Genomic DNA, 20,540 nt, shown 5'->3' on the forward strand with positions numbered 1-20,540 from the left:
CCACAGGGTGCTCGAGAGCGCAACGCGGCGGGCGATTTGCCAGCCGATCCATCACCGTGAAACCTTGGTGGAGGCCCGAATTCGGGCCGCCCACCCGACCAGTCCGCGGTCGCCGGTGACGACTCGGGGGAGTCGACGCCGCGAGCGTACGGTCGGCGGCCTGGGCGTCGGATCCGACATTCGACGCCGACGCACTCCACCCCCCGAGGAGTGCTGACGGCTGCCACCCGGGCGTGACCGCTGCGGCCACCCGAGGCCGCTGAGGTGCACACAGTGACCCATCCGCCTGCGTTCGAGGCGCCTGCCCTCGCGGCGAAGAACCTGTTCAAGGTCTTCGGCCGCGCCCCCCAGGCCGCCGTCGAGAAGCTCCGCTCCGGCGCCCGTCGCGACGAGATCGCCGACCACGGGACCGCCGCCGTCATCGACGCGAGCTTCGAGGTCCACCCCGGTGAGATCTTCGTCATCATGGGGCTCTCCGGCTCCGGCAAGTCCACCATCATCCGCATGCTGAACGGCCTCCATGAGGCCAGCGCGGGCACCGTCGAGGTGCAGGGCGATCCCCTCACGGGCGTCGGCACCGCGCGACTCCGGTCGCTGCGGCGCGATCGTCTCGCGATGGTGTTCCAGCACTTCGCGCTGCTGCCGCACCGGACGGTCGCGGCCAACGTGGCCTACCCGCTCGAGCTCCGCGGCGTCGGCAAGGCCGAGCGCCTCGCCAAGGCCGACGAGATCCTCGCTCTCGTCGGGCTCGAGGGATGGGGCGACAAGCTCCCCTCCGCGCTGTCGGGCGGTATGCAGCAGCGCGTCGGCATCGCCCGCGCTCTCGCCGCCGACACCGACATCCTGCTCATGGACGAGGCCTTCAGCGCCCTCGATCCCCTCATCCGTCGCGAGATGCAGGAGCAGCTGCTCGAACTGCAGCGGACACTGAAGAAGACGATCGTCTTCATCACCCACGACCTCAACGAGGCCATGTTCCTCGGCGACCGCATCGCGGTCATGCGCGACGGGCGCATCGTGCAGATCGGCACCCCCGAAGACATCCTCACCGACCCGGCCAACGACTACGTCGAGCAGTTCGTACAGGACGTCGACCGCGCCCGCGTGCTCACGGCCGGCAACGTCATGGAACGTCCCCGACCGCGCGTCGACGCGTCGGCGGGCCCCCGGACGGCCCTGCGCCAGATGCGCGACGCATACATGTCGGCCGCCTACGTCACCGACCGCGACCGCAAGCCGCTCGGCATCATCACCGACCGCGACGCGATCAAGCTCGTGCGCGCGGGAGAGAACTCGCTACTCGGCAGGCTCCGGCCGCTGCCGCAGAGCGTGCGCGAAGAGGACGTGCTCATGAACCTCTTCGTGCCGTCGGTCGAGTCGCCGCTGCCGCTGGCCGTGCTCGACGCCGAAGGACGCCTCGCCGGCGTCATCCCGCGCGTCACCCTGTTGGCCGCTCTCGGCCCCGGCCCCACCGCCACCGAGGAGATCACCGTGCTTCCGAACCCGCTTCCGTCGGCAGAGATCGACGCGGTGCTCGACGCGACCTTCGCCGACCCCGGGGTCCCGGCATCCGAGAACGGAGGGATGCGCTGATGGATGGTTTCCGCATTCCGGTCGGCCAGTGGGTCGACGCCGGCGTGGACTGGCTCCGCGACAACCTCTCGGGGCTCTTCGACGTCATCGCCGTGACCGTGCGCTTTCTCGTCGGGGGCCTCAGCGACGTGCTGCTGGCCGCCCCGATCATCGTCGTGATCGTGATCGCGGCACTGCTGGCGTGGCTCCTGCGCTCGTGGAAGCTCGCCCTCGGCACGGTGATCGGCTTCGCCCTCATCCTGGGCATGGGTCAGTGGGTCACGGCGATGCAGACGCTCGCGCTCGTGCTCGTGGCGACGATCGTGGCCGTGGCGATCTCGGTGCCGCTCGGCATCTGGTCGGCGCGCAATCCCACCGTGCGCGCCGTCATGAAGCCGATCCTCGACTTCATGCAGACCATGCCCGCCTTCGTCTACCTGATCCCCGCGATCACGTTCTTCAGCATCGGGGTGGTACCCGGTGTCGTCTCGACCGTCATCTTCGCGCTGCCCCCGGGCGTGCGTCTGACCGAGCTCGGCATCCGCGGGGTCGACTCCGAGACCGTGGAGGCCGGGCATGCGTTCGGCGCGACGCCCGGACAGATCCTGCGCGGCATCCAACTGCCGCTCGCGATGCCCACCATCATGGCGGGCGTCAACCAGGTCATCATGCTCGCCCTGTCGATGGCGGTCGTCGCCGGCATCGTCGGCGCCGACGGCCTGGGCAAGGAGGTCGTGCAGTCGATCTCGACCGTCAACCTGCCCAAGGGCGTCGAGGCGGGCCTCAGCGTGGTCGTGCTGGCGGTGTACCTCGACCGCCTCACCGCCGCCCTCGGCAACCGGGCCGACAACGCCTCGTCGCTGCTCGCGGCGCTGGGCCGACGTCGCGCCCCGGCCGCCCCCGCCGCCCTCACCCCCACCCCCGCGTGAGTCCTGGCACCTCACGCGCGCGCACACACGGAAACGCATACGAAAAGGAAGAGAACACAGCGATGAACAAGCGAAACCTCACCACCACCCTGGCCCTCGGGGCCGTCAGCGCCCTCGCGCTCGCCGGCTGCGCGAGCGGCAACCAGGCCGAGGGCGGAGACGGCGGCGGCGACAAGGGCACGATCACGCTCGGGTTCCTGCCGTCGTGGACCGACGGCCTCAGCACCGCCTACCTGCTCGAGGACCAGCTCGAGAAGCTCGGCTACACCGTCGAGATGCAGACCCTCACCGAGGCGGGCCCGCTCTACGCCGGCCTCGCCCAGGGCGACGTCGACATCTACCCGTCGGCATGGCCCGAGTTGACGCACGCCGACTACATGAACACCTACGGCGACAAGATCGAAGACCTCGGCGCGTACTACGACAACGCCAAGCTCACGATCGCGGTGCCCAGCTACGTCGACGTCGACTCGATCGAGCAGCTGCAGGCCAACGCCGACCGCTTCGAGGGGCGCATCTACGGCATCGAGCCGGGTGCCGGCCTCACGAAGCAGACGCAGGAGACCATGCTGCCCGGCTACGGCCTCGACGGCGACTTCGAACTCGTCACCTCGTCGACCGCGGCGATGCTCACCGAGCTCGACAACGCCATCGCGGCGCAGAAGGACATCGCGGTCACCCTGTGGCGTCCCTTCTGGGCGAACGACGCCTACGACGTGAAGGACCTCGAAGACCCCCAGGGTCTGATGGGCGACCCCGAGGCGCTGCACTTCCTCGCCACCTCCGGCTTCGCCGAGAAGTACCCGGATGCCGCCGAGCTCATCGCCGGCATCCAGCTCGACGACGAGCAGTACGGCTCGCTCGAAGACCTCGTGGTCAACGAGTACGGCGAGGGCAAGGAGCCCGAGGCCGTGCAGGCGTGGCTCGAGCAGTACCCCGACGCGTTCCCGACGCAGCGCGACTGAGATCCCGCGAGAAGACGGCCCCCTCCGGCATGGAGGGGGCCGTCTTCTCGTGCGCGGACGCCGGGGAGAGGGCGCCCGAGCGCGGCGAGTTCGCGTCATGTCGCCCCACGCCGCGGGTGGCCGGCGGTCGTGACAGGAGGAACGGTGGAGTCAGGCGATCGCGTGCGCCGTCGTGAAGCGCGTGATGAAGCCGGGGTGGCCCGCGGGCATCGCCAGCACCGAGTCGGGCGTGCGGCCGGCGAGCTGGGGGAAGCCAGCGTCGGCCACGAGCTCGTCGTCGAGCACGTCGAGCTGCGCCTCGACCAGGGGCCACGGTTCGTGGCTGTTCGCGGCCCAGATCGTGCGGCCCAGGTGACGCTCGTGGAAGCCCCATCGCGCGGTCAGGAACCGCGAGAGGGGGGTGTCGACCGTGTCGGTGCCGAGGGTGGCACGCACGTGGGTTCCCGGATGCCGACCCCCGTGACGCCGCGAGAGGTACTCGATGCGCGCCCCGTCGGTGCGGACTCCGGCTCGAGCCCATCGGTAGGGCAGGCCGAACAGCGCGCGGGCCCCGAGGACGGGGGCCAGATGCTCGGCCTCGAGCGTGCGGAACACGACGCCGCGGCGGCCCTCGTCGTCGATCGCGTAGGTGCGCACGTTGATCTCGGTGAACGTGCCGACGAAGGGCACGGGCGGCAGGGGCAGGAAGCGGAACTCACTGAGCACGAAGGGCACGAGCCCCACCCACGCGGAGCCGTCGTGCACGTCGGGACGGGTACCGGCCGGGAGCAGCGGCGCGACGTCGGCCGGGTCCACCCGCCAGTGCACGAAGACGGCGCGGTTCCACCGCTGCTCGATGACGGCGCGTCCGGGCAGATCGGGGGCATGGCGGTCGGTGATCACCGGCTCATTCTGACCCCGGCACCCCGGCGCGGAGGGACACTGGACAGATGACCCCGGCATCTGGTGCGGATCCTCGGCTCGTGGCATCCATTCGCGAACTGCTCGCCGCGCGCGACGCCGACAAGACGATCTGCCCGTCGGAGGCGGCTCGCGCCGTCGGCGGCGACGACTGGCGAGACCTCATGCAGCCGGCACGCGACGCCGCGTACGAACTCGTCGGCCTGGGCGAGGTCGAGGTGACGCAGAAGGGTTGCGTCGTCGACGTGACGACGGCGCGGGGGCCGGTGCGGATACGCCGCAAGAGCTGACGACCCCGCGCGGGAGCGGTGGCGTCAGACCGCGGGCTCGGGCGGGATGAGCGGAGTGCGAGGTGTATCGCCGCTGCCGCGGGGCAGTTCGAGCGCGACCTTCTTCTCGAGCACGTCGACGGCCTCGTCGGACAGCCAGATGAGACCGTTCAGTTCCTCGCGCACGCGGCGGTAGGCGACCTGCCGCTCGTTGGGGGTGGCGGCCTGGTCGGTGGCGACACTGAGCAGCTGCTTCGCGGTGTCGAGGCGCTTGCGCTCGTCGGCGGTGAACGCGGCGTCCTTGACCCGTCGGGCGTCGCGCTCGGCGACCTCGAAGGCCACTTCGTAGTCGGTGACGGCCTCGCGGTACTCCTTGAGCCGATCGGGCGACAACACCTCATCGGTGCGGGGGCGCAGATTGTCGGCGACCTTCTTCGCGCGCAGGAACGCCGCCGTGAGCGGCTGGCGGCCGTCGCTCATCGCCGGGTAGGTGATGAGCTTCGACGCGTCGAGCTCGTACTCGAGCCAGCGGTGGGTGACGGCGTCGTGCGCGTCCACGGCGCGCTGCTGGGCGTCGGCGACCGGGGCGCCCACGGTCGGAGCGGAGATCGACGCCGGAACGGCCCCGCCCTGCGCGCGGATCAGCTCGATCTGCTCGCGGTGGCGCCGACGGGCGGCGACCTCGCGGTGCTTCACGCGCGCGTTGACCGCCCCCATGGTCATTCCGAAGACGGGGAAGACCAGCCACCAGTACTGGCCGGCGAAATTCCAGAACTCCTGCACGGCGCCATGCTACGCCGCTCGCCCGACGGCGGCTCAGGATGCCGGCGGTCGCGGCTTCTCGCGCGCGGGCGGCGGCCACACGGGGCGCTCGTTCGGCGTGGGGGGAGCGGCGTCGGGGCCCTTCTTCTGCGCGCGCTTCGCGCCCCGTTCGCTCCAGTTGCGGGCCGCTGCACGGCCCATCGACTCCATCGAACGGGCCAGCGCGCGCTGAGCCGTCTCGGCGAGATCGGAGGCCACGCGACCCCACGCGTCGGTGCCCTCGACGCTGGGCTGCTCGCCGCCGCGCCGTGCGGCGCGCTCCGCGCGGTCGAACGCGTGCGAGACGTGACGCACGGCATCGCGGTACGCGAGGAACTGGGCGGGCTCGAGACGCGTCGTGGTCGAGGCCGGACGCAGCCACTGCGCGCGTTCGTGCGCGCGCAGGAAGTCGGCGAGCAGGGGGGAGCGCGAGTCGGTCATGGCGGGGTAGTCGATCGCCAGCGCGGGGTCGGTCTCGTACGACATCCAGCGGGCGAGGATGGCGTCGTGCTCGGCCAGCAGGCGCGCGACCGGAAGGGGCGCGCCACCGGAGCGGATCGCCGGGAGCATGGCCTTCGCCGCTTTCACTCCGGCGCGGCTGGCCCGCACCTCGGCGGTCGCGGCGCGCAGGTCGCGTTGGGCGTCGACGAGTCGACCGCGGGCGGCGGCGACCACGTCGGCCGGAACGCGGGAAGCCGCGCGCTCGGCCTGAGCGCGCACCACCTCGGCATCGGCGACCTTCACTTCGGCGCGTCCGCGCATGACGGCGTGCCGGGCGCTCTGCAGATCGAGCTGCGCGGCGTCGAGCTCGAGACGACGGGCGGCGTTCTTGCTCAGCGGGCGAGAAGCCCAGGCCCGGGCCGCTCGGTCGCCGGTGGTCGTGGTTCCCGCGGGGAGCGCGCGTTGCCGTGTGCGGCGCACGCCGACCCACCCGAGTGTGCCGGCACCGGCCGCTGCGGGGCCGATCCACCACCACTCGGTGAGAAAGATCACCAGCGGTTCCACACCCCCATGCTACGGGCGGTGTCTGACATCACGCCGGGCATTCGGCCGGAACGCGCAGGGGAAGCACCCCCGACGCCCGAGTCGGTTCGACGCGAGAGGGGGCGCTCCGCCGGGACGCAGCCTCGGCGACGGGGAACGCCCCTCGCGTGGGACGCGCGTCAGCCCAGGATCAACGTCAACACGGTCGCGCCGCCACCGGTGAGGATGAGCGCACCGATCACGACCCACGCGGTGAGCTTCACCCGCCGCTGGCGCTTGTCGCTGAACACCGTCATGTCGTCGTCGTCGCTCATCGCACTTCTCCTCTGGGCGGGCGGGGTGTCGGGGCCGAGGGCCCGAACCCTCAGGCCACGGGCTCCGCGACGGTGGGACCGAAGACGGCGGGCAGGGTCTCGTTCGACAGGCGGCGCAGCTCCGGGACCGTGACGGTGAAGACGTCCTGGATCTCGAGGGATGCCACCGTGCCGGGCTCGACGTCGGTCACACCGATGCGCAGCACCGGGTAGCCGCGGCCGTTGCACAGGCCTCGGAACTTGACGTCTTCTTCGCGGGGGACGCTGACCAGGACGCGGCCGGTCGACTCGCTGAACAGGGCCGCCGTGGCATCGACGCCGTCGCGCTCCATGAGCTCGGTGAGCCACACGCGCGCACCCACGCCGAAGCGCATGACGCCCTCGGCGAGGGTCTGCGCGAGACCGCCCGACGACAGGTCGTGGGCGCTCGACACGAGCGACTGCGAACCGGCGGCCTTGAGCAGCTCGGCGAGCTTGCGCTCCTGCGCCAGGTCGACCCGGGGCGGGCGGCCGCCGAGGTGGTCGTGGATCGTGCCGGCCCACTGCGAACCGTCGAGCTCGTCGGCGGTGGTGCCGAGCAGGTAGAGGTTCTCACCGGCATCCTGCCACCCGCTGGGAATGCGGGCGGCGACGTCGTCGATGATGCCCAGGACGCCCACGACGGGGGTCGGGTGGATCGGCTGGTCACCGGTCTGGTTGTAGAACGAGACGTTGCCGCCCGTGACCGGGATGCCGAGCTCGAGGCATCCGTCGCTCAGGCCCTCGACGGCCCGGCTGAACTGCCACATGACCTCGGGGTTCTCGGGGCTGCCGAAGTTGAGGCAGTCGGTGACGGCGGTGGGCACGGCGCCCGTGACCGCGACGTTGCGATAGGCCTCGGCCAGAGCGAGCTTCGCGCCGTTGTAGGGGTCGAGCTGGTTGTAGCGGCCGTTGCAGTCGGTCGCGATCGCGAAGCCGAGGCCGGTCTCTTCGTCGACGCGGATCATACCGGCGTCGTCGGGGAAGCTCAGCGCCGTGTTGCCGAGCACGTAGTAGTCGTACTGGTTCGTGATCCACGAGGTGTCGGCGAGGTTGGGGCTCGCGACCAGGGTGGTGAACTGCTGGCGGAGGGTCTCGGCATCCGTCGCCCGCGCGAGGGTCGTCGCCGTGTCGTCGTTCAGCGCGTCGATCCACGTGGGGTACGCGACGGGGCGCTCGTACACGGGGCCGTCGACCGCGACGGTCGAGGGGTCGACGTCGACGATGCGCTCGCCGTACCAGTCGATGACGAGGCGGCCGTCTCCGGTGACCTCGCCGAGCACGCTGGTCTCGACGTCCCACTTGCCGACGACGGCGAGGAACGCGTCGAGCTTCTCGGGCGCGACGATCGCCATCATGCGCTCCTGCGACTCCGACATGAGGATCTCTTCGGGCGTCAGCGAGGGGTCGCGCAGCAGCACCTTCGACAGCTCGACCTTCATGCCGCTTTCGCCGTTGGCGGCGAGCTCGCTCGTGGCGCACGAGATGCCGGCGGCCCCCAGGTCTTGGATGGCCTCGACGAGGTCGTCTTTGTACAGCTCGAGGCAGCACTCGATGAGCACCTTCTCGGCGAACGGGTCGCCCACCTGCACCGCGGGGCGCTTGGTGGGGCCGCCGTCGGCGAAGGTGTCGGATGCCAGGATGCTGGCGCCGCCGATGCCGTCGCCGCCCGTGCGGGCACCGAACAGCACGACCTTGTTGCCCACCCCGGTCGCGTTGGCGAGCTTGATGTCTTCGTGGCGCATGACGCCCACCGCGAGGGCGTTGACCAGCGGGTTGCCCTGGTAGACGGCGTCGAAGACGGTCTCGCCGCCGATGTTGGGCAGGCCCAGGCAGTTGCCGTAGAACGAGATGCCGCTGGTGACGCCGTGCACCACGCGCGGGGTGTCGGGGTGGTCGATGGCGCCGAAGCGCAGCTGATCCATGATCGCGACGGGGCGCGCGCCCATCGAGATGATGTCGCGCACGATGCCGCCGACGCCGGTGGCCGCGCCCTGGAACGGCTCGATGTAGCTGGGGTGGTTGTGCGACTCGACCTTGAAGGTGACCGCCCAGCCGTCGCCCACGTCGACGACGCCGGCGTTCTGGCCCATGCCCACCATGAGGCGGGTCTTCATCTCGTCGCTGACCTTCTGGCCGAACTGGCGCAGGTAGATCTTGCTGGACTTGTAGGAGCAGTGCTCGCTCCACATGACCGAGTACATCGCCAGCTCACCGCTGGTGGGGCGGCGGCCCAGGATCTCGCGGATTCGGGCGTACTCGTCGCTCTTGAGACCGAGGGCGCCGTAGGGCTGCTCTTTCTCGGGCGTCGAGATGGCGTTCTCGACGGTGTCGGCGAGTGCCGTACGGGCGGCGGATTCGGGTGAAGTGGTCACGCGGCTGAGCTCCAGAAATCGCAGGGGCCGGACGGAGTCAGTCTAGTTGGGTGGTCGGACATCGCCGGGGCCGTCTGCGGGCGGCCCGCTCGGGGCGTTCGGGCGCAAGGTCAGTGCTTCTCACAACGTCGGTTCGATTCGGGCTCGATCGGCTGAGGGTGCGCGAATCGCTGAGGTTGTGTGCGGGCGGGGGCTCGTGGCATCCGGGCTGAGGGTGCGCGGATCGCCGAGGGCGTGCGGCGGCCGCCCGGCCGCGCGATGCCCGGCGGTAGGGTGCAGACACCCGCCCCGACCGAAGGTGCCCATGGGCGTCGTGATCGCCCCCGACAAGTTCAAGGGCACGCTCACCGCCCAGGAGGCGGCGGATGCCATGGCCTCGGCGGTCCGCGAGCGGTGGGCCGAGGCCGAGACCGTCGTCCTACCCATGGCGGACGGCGGTGACGGCACGCTCGACGCCCTCGGCGGCCCGACCCGTCGCGACACCGTCACGGGGCCGCTCGGTCTTCCGGTCGCCGCCGCCTGGCGCCTCGACGGTGACAGTGCCGTGATCGAGTCGGCCGCGGCATCCGGGCTCGTCCTCGCCGGAGGTGCGCGAGGCAACGACCCGTGGGGCGCCACGAGCCGCGGCGTCGGCGAGTTGCTGGCTCTCGCCCTCGACGCCGGGGCGACGCGGATCGTCGTGGGAATGGGCGGATCGGCGATGACCGACGGCGGGCGCGGGGCGCTCGACGCGCTGGGTGCTCGCGTTCCTTTCCCGCCCGGAGTCATCGTGCTGACCGACGCCACCGCCGCGTTCGGCGATGCCGCGCGCGTGTTCGGCCCGCAGAAGGGGGCCGATGCGGCGATGGTCGAGCGCCTCACGGCTCGACTCGTGACGGATGCCGCGGAGTGGACCGCACGGTTCGGTCGCTCGCTCGACGGGGTGGCGCGGACGGGCGCGGCCGGGGGTCTGTCGGGCGCGCTGTTCGCCGCCGGGGCGGAGCTCGTCGACGGCGCCGCCTTCGTCGCCGCCGCGCGGGGGCTCGACGCGGCGATCGCCGGAGCCGACCTCGTGCTGACGGGGGAGGGCGCGTTCGACGCGACCACCCTCGAGGGCAAGGGGCCGGGTCACGTGCTCGCGCTCGCCGCGGGGTACGGCGTGCCCGCCGCCCTGATTGCCGGGAACGTGGCCCCGGGAGTCGACGGCCCCCACGTCTTCTCGATGACCCGGATCGTGGGGGCGGACCTGGCCCGGCGCGACCCGGTCGTCGCCCTCCGCGCGGCGACCGCGGAGGCCCTGTCGCGGCTCGACCGCTGACCACCCTGGAGCGGATGGCGGGCGGAACGCGGCACCGACCCGGGTGTCAGGGAAGGGGGCTCGCCGCGGTGCACGGCGGGCCCGGTGGTCAGGACGCGGTCTTCGCGATGCGCACCCGGATGTCCTTCATCAGCGGCTGGTCGCTCTGGCGGCTGTAGTCGTCGGGACCGAGCAGCACGTTCAGCTCGGGGAAGTAGCCGGCGGCGCTGCCGCTCGGGGTGTCGTACTCGAGCGCGCGGAACGCCGTGACGCGGCGGACCGACCCGTCGCGCGAGGTGGCGACGATGTCGACCAGGTCTCCCTCGGCGATGCCGCGCTCCTTCATGTCGCGACGGTGCATGAACACCAGCTCGCGGATGTTGCGGACGCCGCGGTACCGGTCGTCGGCCGAGTAGATCGTGGTGTTCCACTGATCGTGCGAGCGCATGGTCTGCAGCACCAGCACGTCGGCTTCTTCGGGGATGACGTCGGGCAGCTCGGCATCCGAGAACTCCGCCTTGCCCGACGGGGTCTGGAAGTCGCGCTCGCGAGCCGGCTGCGGAATGCGGAAGCCGTACTGCTGGCGGACGAGCTCGTTGAAGCCCTCGAAGCCCGGCAGGACCTTCGCCATGGTGTCGCGGATGCGGTCGTAGTCGCCGACGTACCACTCCCACGGCGTCGCCGACTCGGGCATCGTCGCGCGGGCCATGCGCGCGATGATCTCGGGCTCGCTGAGCAGGTGCGACGATGCCGGGCGGCGTGAGCCGAGCGACAGCATGACCGAGCTCATGGCATCCTCGGTCGAGATCGACTGGGGGCCCGCCTCTTGCACGTCGCGTTCGGTGCGGCCGAGGCACGGGAGGATCAGCGCGTCCTTGCCGTGGGTCAGGTGACTGCGATTGAGCTTGGTGCTCACGTGCACCGTCAGTTCGCACCGGCTCATGCCCTCGGCGGTGAGGGCGGTGTCGGGGGCCGCCCGCACGAAGTTGCCACCCATGCCGACGAACACCTTGACGTCGCCGCGGTGCAGGCCCGCGACCGTGTGCACGGTGTCGAGGCCGGGCTCGCGGGGCGAGACGATGCCGCAGACCTCGTCGAGCTTGGCGAGCCATTTCTCGGTGGGCTTGTGATTGATGCCGCAGGTGCGGTTGCCCTGCACGTTGCTGTGACCGCGCACGGGCGAGGGGCCGGTGCCCGTGCGTCCGACGTTGCCGCGCAGCAGCAGCAGGTTGACGATCTCGCGCACCGTGTCGACGCCGTGCTGATGCTGGCTGACGCCCAGGCACCAGCTGATGACCGTGCGCTCGGCGCTCAGGTAGACGTCGGCGGCTCCGCGGATCTCGGCCTCGGTGAGTCCCGCCTGCTCGACGAGCTCGTCCCAGCCGGTCGCCTCGACCAGGGCGCGGTAGGCGTCGAGGCCCGTCGTGTACTCGTCGAGGAAGGCCTGGTCGAGCGCGGTGGGGTCGGTCTCGGACGCCTCGAACACGACCTTGGCCATGCCGCGGATGAGGGCGAGGTCGCCGCCGGGGCGCACCTGCAGGTTCATCGTGCTGGTGGGGGTGGACTGGAACGTCGCCATGTCGACGATCTCGTGGGGCACGATCGTGCGGGTTGCCGCCGCTTCGCGCAGCGGGTTCACGTGCACGACCTGTGCGCCGCGGTCGACGGCCTCGGCGAGGCTCGTGAGCATGCGCGGAGCGTTCGAGGCGGCGTTGACGCCGAGCACGAAGAGGGCGTCGCAGCTCTCCCAGTCTTCGAGGTCGGCGGTGCCCTTCGGGGTGGCGAGCGAGGCAGTGAGGCCGCGTCCCGAGCCCTCGTGGCACATGTTGGAGCAGTCGGGGAGGTTGTTCGTGCCGAGCTCGCGCGCGAACAGCTGGTAGAGGAACGACGCCTCGTTGCTCAGGCGCCCCGAGGTGTAGAACGCCGCCTGATCGGGCGAGTCGAGCGCGGTGAGGTGCTGCGCGATCATGCGGAAGGCGTCGTTCCACGAGATCGGCACGTAGTGATCGGATGCCGCGTCGTACGCCAGGGGGCCGACGAGGCGACCGGCGTCTTCGAGGTCGAAGTCGGTCCATTGCGACAGCTCGGTCACGGAGTGCTCGGCGAAGAACTCCTTGCCGACGCGCTTGTGCGTCATCTCCCACGTGACGTGCTTGATGCCGTTCTCGCAGATGTCGAGGGCGACGCCCTTGTCGTCGGGCCACGCGCAGCCGGGGCAGTCGAACCCGCTCTTGGGGTGGTTCATCGTGAACATCGCGCGCGTCCCCGCGACGGGCTGGCGCTGCTCGAGCAGCACTTTTCCGACCGAGAGGGCGGCCCCCCAGCCGGCGGCCGGGTGCTCGTACTCGCCGGTGCTCGACCACTCGGTCGTGACCGCCGGCCCGAGCCCGCCCTGTCGCGGCTTCTCGGCCATCAATCCGAACGACTCACCCATGTTCACCCTCCGAAGTCTTCAGCGCCGGGGCGGTGGCATCCACCCTCACCCCCGTGCGCGTTCGTCAGCGTACGCTCGCGACCTCGTCCGTCGCGGGGGTTGTGGACGGCGCCTGGATGCGATCCGCCCGCGTGTACAGGTTCATGCTGCCACCGCGGACGAACGCGGCCAGCGTGAGCCCCGCACGGTCGGCCAGCTCGACGGCGAGAGAGGAGGGCGCCGACACCGCCGACAGGACCGGGATGCCGGCCATCACGGCCTTCTGCACCAGCTCGAAGCTCACGCGGCCCGAGACCTGCAGCACCGTCCCCCGCAGCGGCAGGCGGTCGTTCAGCAGCGCCCACCCGACGACCTTGTCGACGGCGTTGTGCCGACCGACGTCTTCGCGGGCCACGAGCATCGCGCCGCTCGCGACGTCGAAGAGGGCGGCGCCGTGCAGTCCGCCGGTCTTGTCGAACGTCTTCTGCTGCTCGCGCAGGCGGTCGGGGAAGGCCGCGACGTCGTGCGCCGACACCTGGATGCCGTCGGACGAGACGTCGTAGGACGACACCTTCTCGACCGCCTCGATGGAGGCCGTGCCGCAGACGCCGCACGAGCTCGTCGTATAGAACGAGCGGGCGATGTCGGGCGAGGGGAGGGCGACGCCCGGTGCGAGCGTGAGATCGAGCACGTTGTACGTGTTGCCGTCGGCACCGCCGGTGCCGGGGCCGCCGCAGTGGATCGCCCGGGCGAACTCGTCGCCGCGGCTGATCACGCCCTCCGACACGAGAAAACCGGCGGCCAGTTCGACGTCATGACCCGGGGTGCGCATCGTGACGGCCAACGGCGACCCGGCGACGCGGATCTCGAGCGGCTCTTCGACGGCGATGGCATCCGGTCGCTCGCGACGGACCCCGTCGAGGGTGAGGCGGGTGACGCGGCGGGAGGCGGTGAGGCGGCCCACGTCAGGACCGGAGGAACGCACGGAGGGGGCTCATGGATCGAGCGTACGCCCGGCGGCGCCGACCGGATCGGGAGGGGCGGGGAGGGTGGATCCGGGGGGCGGGGACTACGGGGATCCGCTTCGTCGGGCGTCCGGGGCCGCCGACGCGGGGGGCGTCGTGGGAGCGCATCCACCCGCGGAATCACGCGGAAGGCGTTCATTCGCATTCATGCGAATACAGATTTCGGAGTTTTTTTCAATCCCGACGTGACGATTCCTGCACCCGGTACGTCTTATCCATGTAGGCCAAAGCGCCCACCCCGGAACGACCGGGTCACGACTGTTGAAAGGCACGGACATGGCTGAGAACGCCCCCACCACCCCCGCCGCGCAGAACGTCCCCCAGACGGCGTCGCGCGTGAACCGCCCGCTGAGCGCCCGCGGACAGGACGCCCACACCGAGGGCAAGACCACGATCGCCGAGGGCGTCGTCGCCAAGGTCGCCGGGATCGCTGCCCGCGAGGTCGCCGGTGTGTACGCGCTCGGCGGCGGCGGAGCCCGCGCGCTGGGTGCCATCCGTGACGCGATCAACGCCACCGACCTGACGCAGGGCGTCAAGGTCGAGGTCGGCGAGACCCAGGCCGCCGCCGACATCACCATCGTCGTCGAGTACGGCGCCCCCATCCAGGAAGTCGCCGACCAGGTCCGCGGCCGCGTCGCCGGTGCCATCAACCGTCTCGTCGGCCTCGAGGTCGTCGAGGTCAACGTCGACGTGAACGACGTCCACATCCCGGGCGACGACAACAACGACGACGACAGCAACGAAAAGCGCGTCCAGTGAGCGCCACGACGAAGGGCGCCCTGGTCGGGCTCGTCCTGGCCCTCAGCGCCCTGATCTTCGGCTTCTGGGGATTCATCCTCGTCGCCCTGTTCATGGCGATCGGAATCGTCGTCGCCCGCATCACGGCGGGTGAGATCGACTTCGGCAACATCGTCAACGCCTTCAAGGGTCGGAGCACATCGTGACCACCGTCACCGCTTCTCCCGGGGTCGGCAACCGCAGCTCGGTTGCCGGCCCCGGCCTCCCCGCGGGCCGCGTCGCCATCTCGGACCGCGTGCTGCAGAAGACCGCGGAGCGGGCCGCCGCCGACATCATCGGCGTGGATGCCAAGAACGTCCGCGTCGAGATCGTCTCGTCCCGCGACACGGCCGTGGTCCGCGTGACCTCGGCCTTCCCCGTGCCGCGCCTCGACGACACCGAGGCCGTGCGCGCCGCCACCCCCGTGCTGGAAGCCGCCCGCGTCGCCCAGAGTGAGCTGCGGTCGCGTCTGACCCGCCTGTTCGGCCGCGAGGTCTCGCGCGTCGACCTGACCATCTCGGGCGCCTCCGCCCCCCAGCGAAAGCGAGTGCTGTGATGACCGACGCCGTGCTCCGCACCGTCGTGCGCCGCGAGACCCACTCGCCGCGCACCGTGGCCATGATCGTCGTGGCCGTGCTGCTCCTGCTCGTCCTGGCCTACGCCGCGGTCGAGATCATCCTCAACCTGGTCGGGCAGCCCGCTCTGCTCGTCGCGCCCGGCGAAGCGCTGAACGCCATCGTCGCGGCCCCCACCGCCCTGCTTCCCGTCGCGTTCATCGTCGGCGGCATCGTGCTCGCCCTCGTGGGTGTGCTCGTTCTCGTCCTCGCGCTCAAGCCCGGACGCCTGTCGCGTCACGAGATGGCGTGGGGTGAGCGTGCCGTCGTCGTCGACAACGGCGTCGTGGCCTCCGCCGTCGCCCAGCACCTGAGTAACGAGTCGGGCATCGCCCGTGACGACATCGTCGTGGGCGTGGCCCACCGCTCGGTCGACGTGACCGTGCGGCCCCCGGTCGGCATCCCCGTCGACGAAGCCGAGCTGCGCCGTCTCGTCGAAGAAGAGGTCACCTCGTACAAGCTCTCGCCCGCCGTGCGCACCCACCTGCGCGTGCAGCGTCCCGACACCAAGGAGTCCCGATGAATGCGACGCGTCGCGGTCTGAACCGCTTCCTGCTCTTCCTGGTCGCCGTCGTGCTGCTGGCCGCCGGTGCCCTCGCTCTGCTCGTCGGGCTCGCCCCCGGCGGAGCCGACACCTGGACCTCGGTCATGGGCGGCTTCCAGGGCTGGCTCGTGGGCCTCGGTCGCGAGTCCGCCGGCTGGGGAGCGGTCGCCGCCTTCGTGGTGCTGGCCGTCGTCCTCATCGTCATCGCCTCGTCCGCCGTGCGCGGTCGTCGTCAGGCACCCCTGCAGTCCACCGGCAGCGCGAGCGACGAGGGCCGCATCACGGTCACCGACAACTTCGCCTCCGAAGCGCTGAAGAACGCCCTGGCCGAGCGCGACGAGATCCTCTCGGCCCGCATCACCGCCGGCGAGATCAACAAGGAGTCGGTGCTGCACGTCGCGGTGACCCCGCGACAGAACACCTCTCCCCGCCAGGTGGCCGAGCACGTCGACACCCTCGTGTCGAACCTCGCCGCCCTGACGGGTCAGAATCTGCGCGCCTACATCTCGATCCACTCGGGTCTGCGCGCGAAGCTCGCGCACGACAACACCCGCGTGCGCTGACACCCCACAAGGAGACGTCATGACCACCATCGACCCCGCCATCGACCCCCCGGCCCTGGACGCCGCGGCCGCGCTCGCCGCGACCGCCGCCGGATCCGTCACGGGCGTCCACTCCCTCGGTAGCCTGCTGGGGCGTGCGTCGGATGCCGTCCGGGAGCGCGTGGGACTCGCGAGCACCGCGCCCGGTGTGAAGATCGACACCGATCGCGCCGACTCCGTCACCGCCACCATCTCGCTCGTCGTGGACTACCCGCACAAGCTGCGCGAGGTGTCGGATGCCGTGCGGACCGCCGTCCGCGACGCGCTCGAGCCCCTCGGTCGCGGTCGGATCGACGTCGACGTGGTCGTGACGGGCGTCTTCGGCCCGTTCGACCGTGACGTCGTCGACGAGGCGGAGCAGAAGGCGGATGCCGTCTCGGCCCGCGCCCGTGACGTCGCCGGCGAGGTGAAGGAGCGCACGGATGCCGTCGCCGCCCGCGCATCGGTGGCGGTCGACGACATGAAGGCGAAGTCGAAGGACGTCGCGGCCGGTGCCTCGGCTGCCGTCGATGACGCGGTGGCGAAGTCGAAGGACCTCGCCGCCAGCGCGTCGGAGACCGTCGACGTCGCCGTGGCCAGGTCGAAGGACGTCGCCGCCGGTGCCGCAGCCGCTGTCGAGCAGACGATGCAGGCGGCACGCGAGCGGGTGGCCTCCGCCGATGCGGACGCGGACATCGCTGCGGCGGACCGCGTCACGGAGGGCCTCGAGCCCGAGAGCCCCGTCACGAGCACGCCCGCCGACGACCGCGGAGACGTGCGCGACGTGGTCGCCGAGGCCCTCGAAGACGCCGCGGTCGACCTCGCGATCGCTGCCGACGAGGTACGCACCGACGACGAGACGCCGGCGACGGACAGCGTGCAGTCGGTCGTGGAAGACGACCGTCCCCGCTCCTGACCCCAGGCACGACGAAAGGGCGCTCCGGCTTCGGCCGGGGCGCCCTTCGCGTCGCCGTCGGCGATCTCGGTGCCCGAGCCGTCGCCGACCGCCCGTGCACAACTCCGGAGGATCGGGCGGTGCGCGGGGGCCGATACGCGGATTTCCGCCCCCGCGGCGGACGGGTGCCGCCAGAACTCAGGAGTTGTGCACGCCGCGCGGGCACCAGCGCCCGGCCTGCCGCCTCGTCGTCGGGGGCCCGAGTTCATCCGGCACCGGGCACGACGCGTCAGCGCGCGTCGAGTGCCCGCAGGTATCGCCGCGTCATCCAGGCCTGCACGACGCGGCCGAGCGGTGCGCCCACGCGTGTGAACCAGCGGCCCGGTGCCGAGAAGGCCGCGATGTCGAACGCCACCTCGCCCGACGGACGCAGCGTCAGCGTGAAACGTTCCTCGCCGCGTTCGGGATGGCCCGCACGTGTGCCGTAGGCGAAGCCGGCCGAGGTGTCGGTGCGCTCGGCCCAGACGACGAGGCAGGGGATGCGGAACGCCAGGATGCCGAGACCCAGCCGCATCGTGACGCGCGTGCCGTCGCGCATCGGCGTCTCGGACAGCTCGACCCGGGCGCCGGCGCGCCGCTGGGCCTCGCCCGCGAGCAGGGCGTCGGCCGCGCGCTCGAAATCGCCGCGGCCGTGCCCGATCACGCGGTGGGCGCGGACGTGGTGGTACCCCGGGGGCATCTCGCCGGCCGTCGCGCCGACCTCGTCGTAGGTCAGGTCGTCCATGTCCCCACGGTAGACCGGGCGCGTCCGGGACTTCGGGGGTTGCGGCGAGGTGACGAGCGGAGGATGTGGGACCGCCGGAGGGCGTGATGAGCGGAGGGTGTGATGAGCGGAGGGCGTGGGACCGGCGGGGGGCGAGGGACCGCTCTCGCGTCCTCCGCTTGTCCCACGCCCTCCGCTGGCCCCGCTCTCCGCCCTCGCGCGCCGCCCCGCGCCCGGCGCAGCCCAGCCCCGCGCCGAGGCCTCGATGTCGCGCAGCCCGCTCGCGCGGCCCCCGCTCGCCCTGCGCGCCTGCGCAGCCCGTCCGCGCAGCCCCCGCTCGCCCCGCGCGCCTGCCCAGCCCGCGCGCGCGGCCCCCGCTCGCCTGCCCGCCCCACCCACGCAGCGCCCGCCCGCACACCCCCCGCGCCTACGCTGGAACCATGCCCGTCCCCTCCGCACGGACCCCCGCGTGATCGACGTCGCCGACCACCTCGCCGCCGTCCTCGACGCGGTCGAGCCCCTCGACCCCGAGCCCCGCGACGTGGCGGCGGCCCGCGGCCGGGTGCTGCGGCATCCGGTGCGGGCGGCCGTCGACGTGCCGGCCTTCGACTGCTCGGCCATGGACGGCTTCGCCGTCCGCGATCTCGCGCCCGCGACCCTGCGCGTGGTCGCCGATCTTCCCGCGGGGACCGACCTCGACCCGCGGATGGATGCCGGCGACGCGGCCCGCATCATGACGGGGGCGCCCGTGCCCACCGATGCCCTCGCCGTCGTTCCGTTCGAGGACACCGCGCACGGCCTCGACGGGGGCGTCGAGTCGGTCACGATCGTCGTGCCGCCGCGAGGACCCGGTGCGCACGTCCGCCGCCGCGGCTCCGACGTGCGCGCGGGCGACCTCGTCGTCGCCGACGGGCTGCGGGTCACCGCGGCACGGGCAGGTGCCATCGCGGCATCCGGAGTCGGCACGGTCACCGTGTCGCGCGCCGCTCGCGTCGCGGTCGTGTCGACCGGCTCGGAGCTCGTCGCCCCGGGCGCACCGCTGGCGCGCGGCCGGATCCCCGAGTCGAACAGCGTGCTGCTCGCCGGGCTCGCCGAAGAGGCGGGTGCCGAGGTCGTGCTGCGCACGAGCGTGGGCGACGAGGGCGACGGACCCCGCCGCGCGATCGCCGCGGCGGAGGCGGCCGGGGCCGACGTCGTGGTGTTCTCGGGCGGGGTGAGCGCCGGGGCGTACGAGGTCGTGAAGAACACCCTCGGCGACCTCATGCGCTTCGACCGTGTGCGCATGCAGCCCGGCAAGCCACAGGGTTTCGGGCGCACCCCCGCGGGAACCCTGCTGTTCGGCCTCCCCGGCAACCCGGTGAGCGCGGCGGTGTCGTTCGAGCTGTTCGTTCGGCCCGCGCTGCGCGCGCTCGAGGGCGATGTCGACCTCGGTCGCGCCGCCGTGCGCGTGGCGCTCGCCGCGGGGTGGCGCGCGCGTGCCGAGCGGGTGCAGTACGTGCCGGTCGCCCTCGACCGCCGTGATCCCGGGCGGTGGCTCGCCCGTCCGGTCGAGCGCGGCACCCGCGGGTTCGGCGATGCCGAGGGTCTGGCGGTCGTCCCCCCGGGCGAGACCGACCTCGTCGCGGGCGATCTCGTGAGCGTGACGCTGTGGTGACGGCCGATGCGATCCTGCTGGCCGGGGGGCGCGGCTCGCGGGTCGGCGGGGCGGTGAAGCCCCTGTTCGAGGTGAACGGCACGACTCTGCTCGCCGCGGCCATTGCCGCCGTCCGCACGGCGGGCGTCGAGCGCATCGTGGTCGCCGCGCCCGAGCTCGACCCCGGCCTCGACGTCGAGTGGGTGCGCGAGGAGCCCCCGTTCGGCGGCCCGGTGGCGGGGATCATCGCGGCCCTGTCGTCGGTGGATGCCGATGAGGTCTACGTCGTCGCCTGTGACCTGCCGACGGCGGGGCAGGCGGTGGCGCTGCTGCCCGATGTGCTCCCGTCGGGCGTCGACGGCGTCTGCCTCGACGACGGCCGACGCCAGTGGCTGATCGGCCGGTACCGGACGGCGGCGCTCCGCGCAGCGGCATCCCCTCTTCCCGACCGCGGCCGCGATGCGTCGATGCGGGCCCTGCTCGGAGGGATGACGGTGACCCCGGTGTCGGTCGACCCGGCCCTGACGCACGACGTCGACACGTGGGACGATCTCCGAGAAGCCCGAGGAGGAGCAGCCATGACCGAATCCCGCACCCTGCCGCCCGAGGCGCTCAACGACTGGAGCGCGGCGCTCGCCGAGCGCTTCGACCTGGGCGAGGGTGACATCCCCATCTCGCTGATCCTCGACCTCGCTCGCGACGTCGCGAACGGCGTGGCCCGGCCCGCGGCGCCGCTGAGCGCGTTCGTCGCGGGGCTCGTCGCCGGTCGCGCGGGCGGCTCACCGGCCGACACCGAGGCCGCGGTGGCGGCGGTCGTGGAACTCGCGCGCGGGTGGGAGAACCGCTGAGACGCCGGGGCGGCATCGGCCTCGAACGCCGGAGGGGGCGCAGG

The 20,540-nt window shown here is 72.0% G+C and carries 21 protein-coding genes; 13 read left to right on the forward strand and 8 right to left on the reverse strand.

The genetic code is table 11. From position 1 onward, the window contains the following. Positions 1-273 precede the first annotated feature (273 nt). The 3 genes from IFU19_RS02950 (at position 274) to IFU19_RS02960 (ending at position 3,466) form a co-directional block, all read left to right on the forward strand. On the forward strand, positions 274-1,593 hold the full coding sequence (locus tag IFU19_RS02950; protein ID WP_192012878.1) for a betaine/proline/choline family ABC transporter ATP-binding protein: 1,320 nt from the start codon (positions 274-276) through the stop codon (positions 1,591-1,593). Beyond that, positions 1,593-2,501 carry an ABC transporter permease gene (locus tag IFU19_RS02955; RefSeq protein ID WP_055832210.1) on the forward strand — a complete coding sequence of 303 codons (909 nt, stop codon included), beginning with the start codon at positions 1,593-1,595 and terminating at the stop codon, positions 2,499-2,501. The genes IFU19_RS02950 and IFU19_RS02955 overlap by 1 nt, the downstream gene beginning before the upstream one ends. 62 nt (positions 2,502-2,563) lie before the next feature. Next, the gene (locus IFU19_RS02960) at positions 2,564-3,466 is read left to right on the forward strand and encodes a glycine betaine ABC transporter substrate-binding protein (protein ID WP_192012879.1); all 903 of its coding nucleotides are present in this window, start codon (positions 2,564-2,566) and stop codon (positions 3,464-3,466) included. A gap of 150 nt (positions 3,467-3,616) precedes the next feature. On the opposite strand, the gene IFU19_RS02965 is transcribed toward IFU19_RS02960, so the two are convergent. After that, the gene (locus tag IFU19_RS02965; protein WP_192012880.1) at positions 3,617-4,348 is read right to left on the reverse strand and encodes a DUF2071 domain-containing protein; all 732 of its coding nucleotides are present in this window, start codon (positions 4,346-4,348) and stop codon (positions 3,617-3,619) included. A 47-nt stretch (positions 4,349-4,395) separates the two neighbouring features. Here IFU19_RS02965 and IFU19_RS02970 point away from each other — a divergent pair, with 47 nt between their 5' ends. Continuing rightward, positions 4,396-4,656 (forward strand): DUF3253 domain-containing protein, encoded by a 261-nt coding sequence (locus IFU19_RS02970; protein ID WP_192012881.1) that lies wholly within the window; start codon positions 4,396-4,398, stop codon positions 4,654-4,656. Positions 4,657-4,680: 24 nt separating this feature from the next. Here the strand turns inward: IFU19_RS02970 and IFU19_RS02975 are convergent, their stop codons facing one another. The 4 genes from IFU19_RS02975 to purL form a co-directional block, all read right to left on the reverse strand. Continuing rightward, on the reverse strand, positions 4,681-5,418 hold the full coding sequence (locus IFU19_RS02975; protein ID WP_055832203.1) for a hypothetical protein: 738 nt from the start codon (positions 5,416-5,418) through the stop codon (positions 4,681-4,683). A gap of 33 nt (positions 5,419-5,451) precedes the next feature. Beyond that, entirely contained in the window at positions 5,452-6,441 is a 990-nt protein-coding gene (locus tag IFU19_RS02980; RefSeq protein ID WP_192012882.1) for a hypothetical protein, read from the reverse strand. A gap of 158 nt (positions 6,442-6,599) precedes the next feature. Continuing rightward, entirely contained in the window at positions 6,600-6,734 is a 135-nt protein-coding gene (locus tag IFU19_RS16800) for a hypothetical protein (protein ID WP_258027439.1), read from the reverse strand. Positions 6,735-6,784: 50 nt separating this feature from the next. Continuing rightward, on the reverse strand, positions 6,785-9,127 hold the full coding sequence (purL, locus tag IFU19_RS02985) for a phosphoribosylformylglycinamidine synthase subunit PurL (RefSeq protein ID WP_192012883.1): 2,343 nt from the start codon (positions 9,125-9,127) through the stop codon (positions 6,785-6,787). 304 nt (positions 9,128-9,431) lie between these two features. Between purL and IFU19_RS02990 the strand changes: the two genes are divergently transcribed. Next, positions 9,432-10,424, forward strand: a complete 993-nt coding sequence (locus tag IFU19_RS02990; RefSeq protein ID WP_192012884.1) for a glycerate kinase — start codon at positions 9,432-9,434, stop codon at positions 10,422-10,424. Positions 10,425-10,512: 88 nt separating this feature from the next. On the opposite strand, the gene IFU19_RS02995 is transcribed toward IFU19_RS02990, so the two are convergent. Next, positions 10,513-12,837 carry an FdhF/YdeP family oxidoreductase gene (locus IFU19_RS02995; RefSeq protein ID WP_192012885.1) on the reverse strand — a complete coding sequence of 775 codons (2,325 nt, stop codon included), beginning with the start codon at positions 12,835-12,837 and terminating at the stop codon, positions 10,513-10,515. A 64-nt stretch (positions 12,838-12,901) separates the two neighbouring features. Further along, positions 12,902-13,780, reverse strand: coding sequence for a formate dehydrogenase accessory sulfurtransferase FdhD (fdhD, locus tag IFU19_RS03000; RefSeq protein WP_055935302.1), 879 nt, complete (start codon positions 13,778-13,780; stop codon positions 12,902-12,904). A 337-nt stretch (positions 13,781-14,117) separates the two neighbouring features. Between fdhD and IFU19_RS03005 the strand changes: the two genes are divergently transcribed. From IFU19_RS03005 to IFU19_RS03030, 6 genes are read left to right on the forward strand one after another with little or no spacing between them, the layout of a single operon-like run. Next, a complete protein-coding gene (locus tag IFU19_RS03005; protein WP_055832194.1) occupies positions 14,118-14,600 on the forward strand; it encodes an Asp23/Gls24 family envelope stress response protein in 483 nt (160 codons plus the stop codon). Continuing rightward, complete coding sequence (locus IFU19_RS03010; RefSeq protein ID WP_055832192.1) at positions 14,597-14,785, forward strand: DUF2273 domain-containing protein; 189 nt, start codon at positions 14,597-14,599, stop codon at positions 14,783-14,785. The genes IFU19_RS03005 and IFU19_RS03010 overlap by 4 nt, the downstream gene beginning before the upstream one ends. After that, positions 14,782-15,174, forward strand: coding sequence for a hypothetical protein (locus IFU19_RS03015; RefSeq protein ID WP_055832190.1), 393 nt, complete (start codon positions 14,782-14,784; stop codon positions 15,172-15,174). Before IFU19_RS03010 ends, IFU19_RS03015 begins: the two co-directional genes overlap by 4 nt. After that, a complete protein-coding gene (locus tag IFU19_RS03020; protein ID WP_055832187.1) occupies positions 15,174-15,755 on the forward strand; it encodes a hypothetical protein in 582 nt (193 codons plus the stop codon). Before IFU19_RS03015 ends, IFU19_RS03020 begins: the two co-directional genes overlap by 1 nt. Continuing rightward, positions 15,752-16,339 carry a hypothetical protein gene (locus IFU19_RS03025; RefSeq protein WP_192012886.1) on the forward strand — a complete coding sequence of 196 codons (588 nt, stop codon included), beginning with the start codon at positions 15,752-15,754 and terminating at the stop codon, positions 16,337-16,339. Before IFU19_RS03020 ends, IFU19_RS03025 begins: the two co-directional genes overlap by 4 nt. A 19-nt stretch (positions 16,340-16,358) precedes the next feature. Further along, the gene (locus tag IFU19_RS03030; protein WP_192012887.1) at positions 16,359-17,273 is read left to right on the forward strand and encodes an Asp23/Gls24 family envelope stress response protein; all 915 of its coding nucleotides are present in this window, start codon (positions 16,359-16,361) and stop codon (positions 17,271-17,273) included. Positions 17,274-17,541: 268 nt separating this feature from the next. Here IFU19_RS03030 and IFU19_RS03035 read toward each other — a convergent pair whose 3' ends face one another. Further along, the gene (locus IFU19_RS03035) at positions 17,542-18,036 is read right to left on the reverse strand and encodes a DUF1990 family protein (protein WP_192012888.1); all 495 of its coding nucleotides are present in this window, start codon (positions 18,034-18,036) and stop codon (positions 17,542-17,544) included. A gap of 448 nt (positions 18,037-18,484) precedes the next feature. Between IFU19_RS03035 and IFU19_RS03040 the strand changes: the two genes are divergently transcribed. Both IFU19_RS03040 and IFU19_RS16550 read left to right on the forward strand, forming a co-directional pair. Beyond that, complete coding sequence (locus IFU19_RS03040) at positions 18,485-19,669, forward strand: molybdopterin-binding protein (RefSeq protein WP_192012889.1); 1,185 nt, start codon at positions 18,485-18,487, stop codon at positions 19,667-19,669. Then, the gene (locus IFU19_RS16550; protein ID WP_342343365.1) at positions 19,663-20,496 is read left to right on the forward strand and encodes an NTP transferase domain-containing protein; all 834 of its coding nucleotides are present in this window, start codon (positions 19,663-19,665) and stop codon (positions 20,494-20,496) included. Before IFU19_RS03040 ends, IFU19_RS16550 begins: the two co-directional genes overlap by 7 nt. The last annotated feature ends 44 nt before the right edge of the window (positions 20,497-20,540 follow it).

Source organism: Microbacterium sp. CFBP 8794 (assembly GCF_014841235.1).
Taxonomy (GTDB): Bacteria; Actinomycetota; Actinomycetes; order Actinomycetales; family Microbacteriaceae; genus Microbacterium.

Excerpts from the sequence above, each read along its gene's own strand:
- IFU19_RS02955 (WP_055832210.1), top strand. The coding sequence starts at position 1,593 with ATGGATGGTTTCCGCATTCCGGTCGGCCAGTGGGTCGACGCCGGCGTG.
- IFU19_RS02960 (WP_192012879.1), top strand. The coding sequence starts at position 2,564 with ATGAACAAGCGAAACCTCACCACCACCCTGGCCCTCGGGGCCGTCAGC.
- IFU19_RS02970 (WP_192012881.1), top strand. The coding sequence starts at position 4,396 with ATGACCCCGGCATCTGGTGCGGATCCTCGGCTCGTGGCATCCATTCGC.
- IFU19_RS16800 (WP_258027439.1), bottom strand. The coding sequence starts at position 6,734 with ATGAGCGACGACGACGACATGACGGTGTTCAGCGACAAGCGCCAGCGG.
- IFU19_RS02990 (WP_192012884.1), top strand. The coding sequence starts at position 9,432 with ATGGGCGTCGTGATCGCCCCCGACAAGTTCAAGGGCACGCTCACCGCC.
- IFU19_RS02995 (WP_192012885.1), bottom strand. The coding sequence starts at position 12,837 with ATGGGTGAGTCGTTCGGATTGATGGCCGAGAAGCCGCGACAGGGCGGG.
- IFU19_RS03005 (WP_055832194.1), top strand. The coding sequence starts at position 14,118 with ATGGCTGAGAACGCCCCCACCACCCCCGCCGCGCAGAACGTCCCCCAG.
- IFU19_RS03020 (WP_055832187.1), top strand. The coding sequence starts at position 15,174 with ATGACCGACGCCGTGCTCCGCACCGTCGTGCGCCGCGAGACCCACTCG.
- IFU19_RS03025 (WP_192012886.1), top strand. The coding sequence starts at position 15,752 with ATGAATGCGACGCGTCGCGGTCTGAACCGCTTCCTGCTCTTCCTGGTC.
- IFU19_RS03030 (WP_192012887.1), top strand. The coding sequence starts at position 16,359 with ATGACCACCATCGACCCCGCCATCGACCCCCCGGCCCTGGACGCCGCG.
- IFU19_RS03035 (WP_192012888.1), bottom strand. The coding sequence starts at position 18,036 with ATGGACGACCTGACCTACGACGAGGTCGGCGCGACGGCCGGCGAGATG.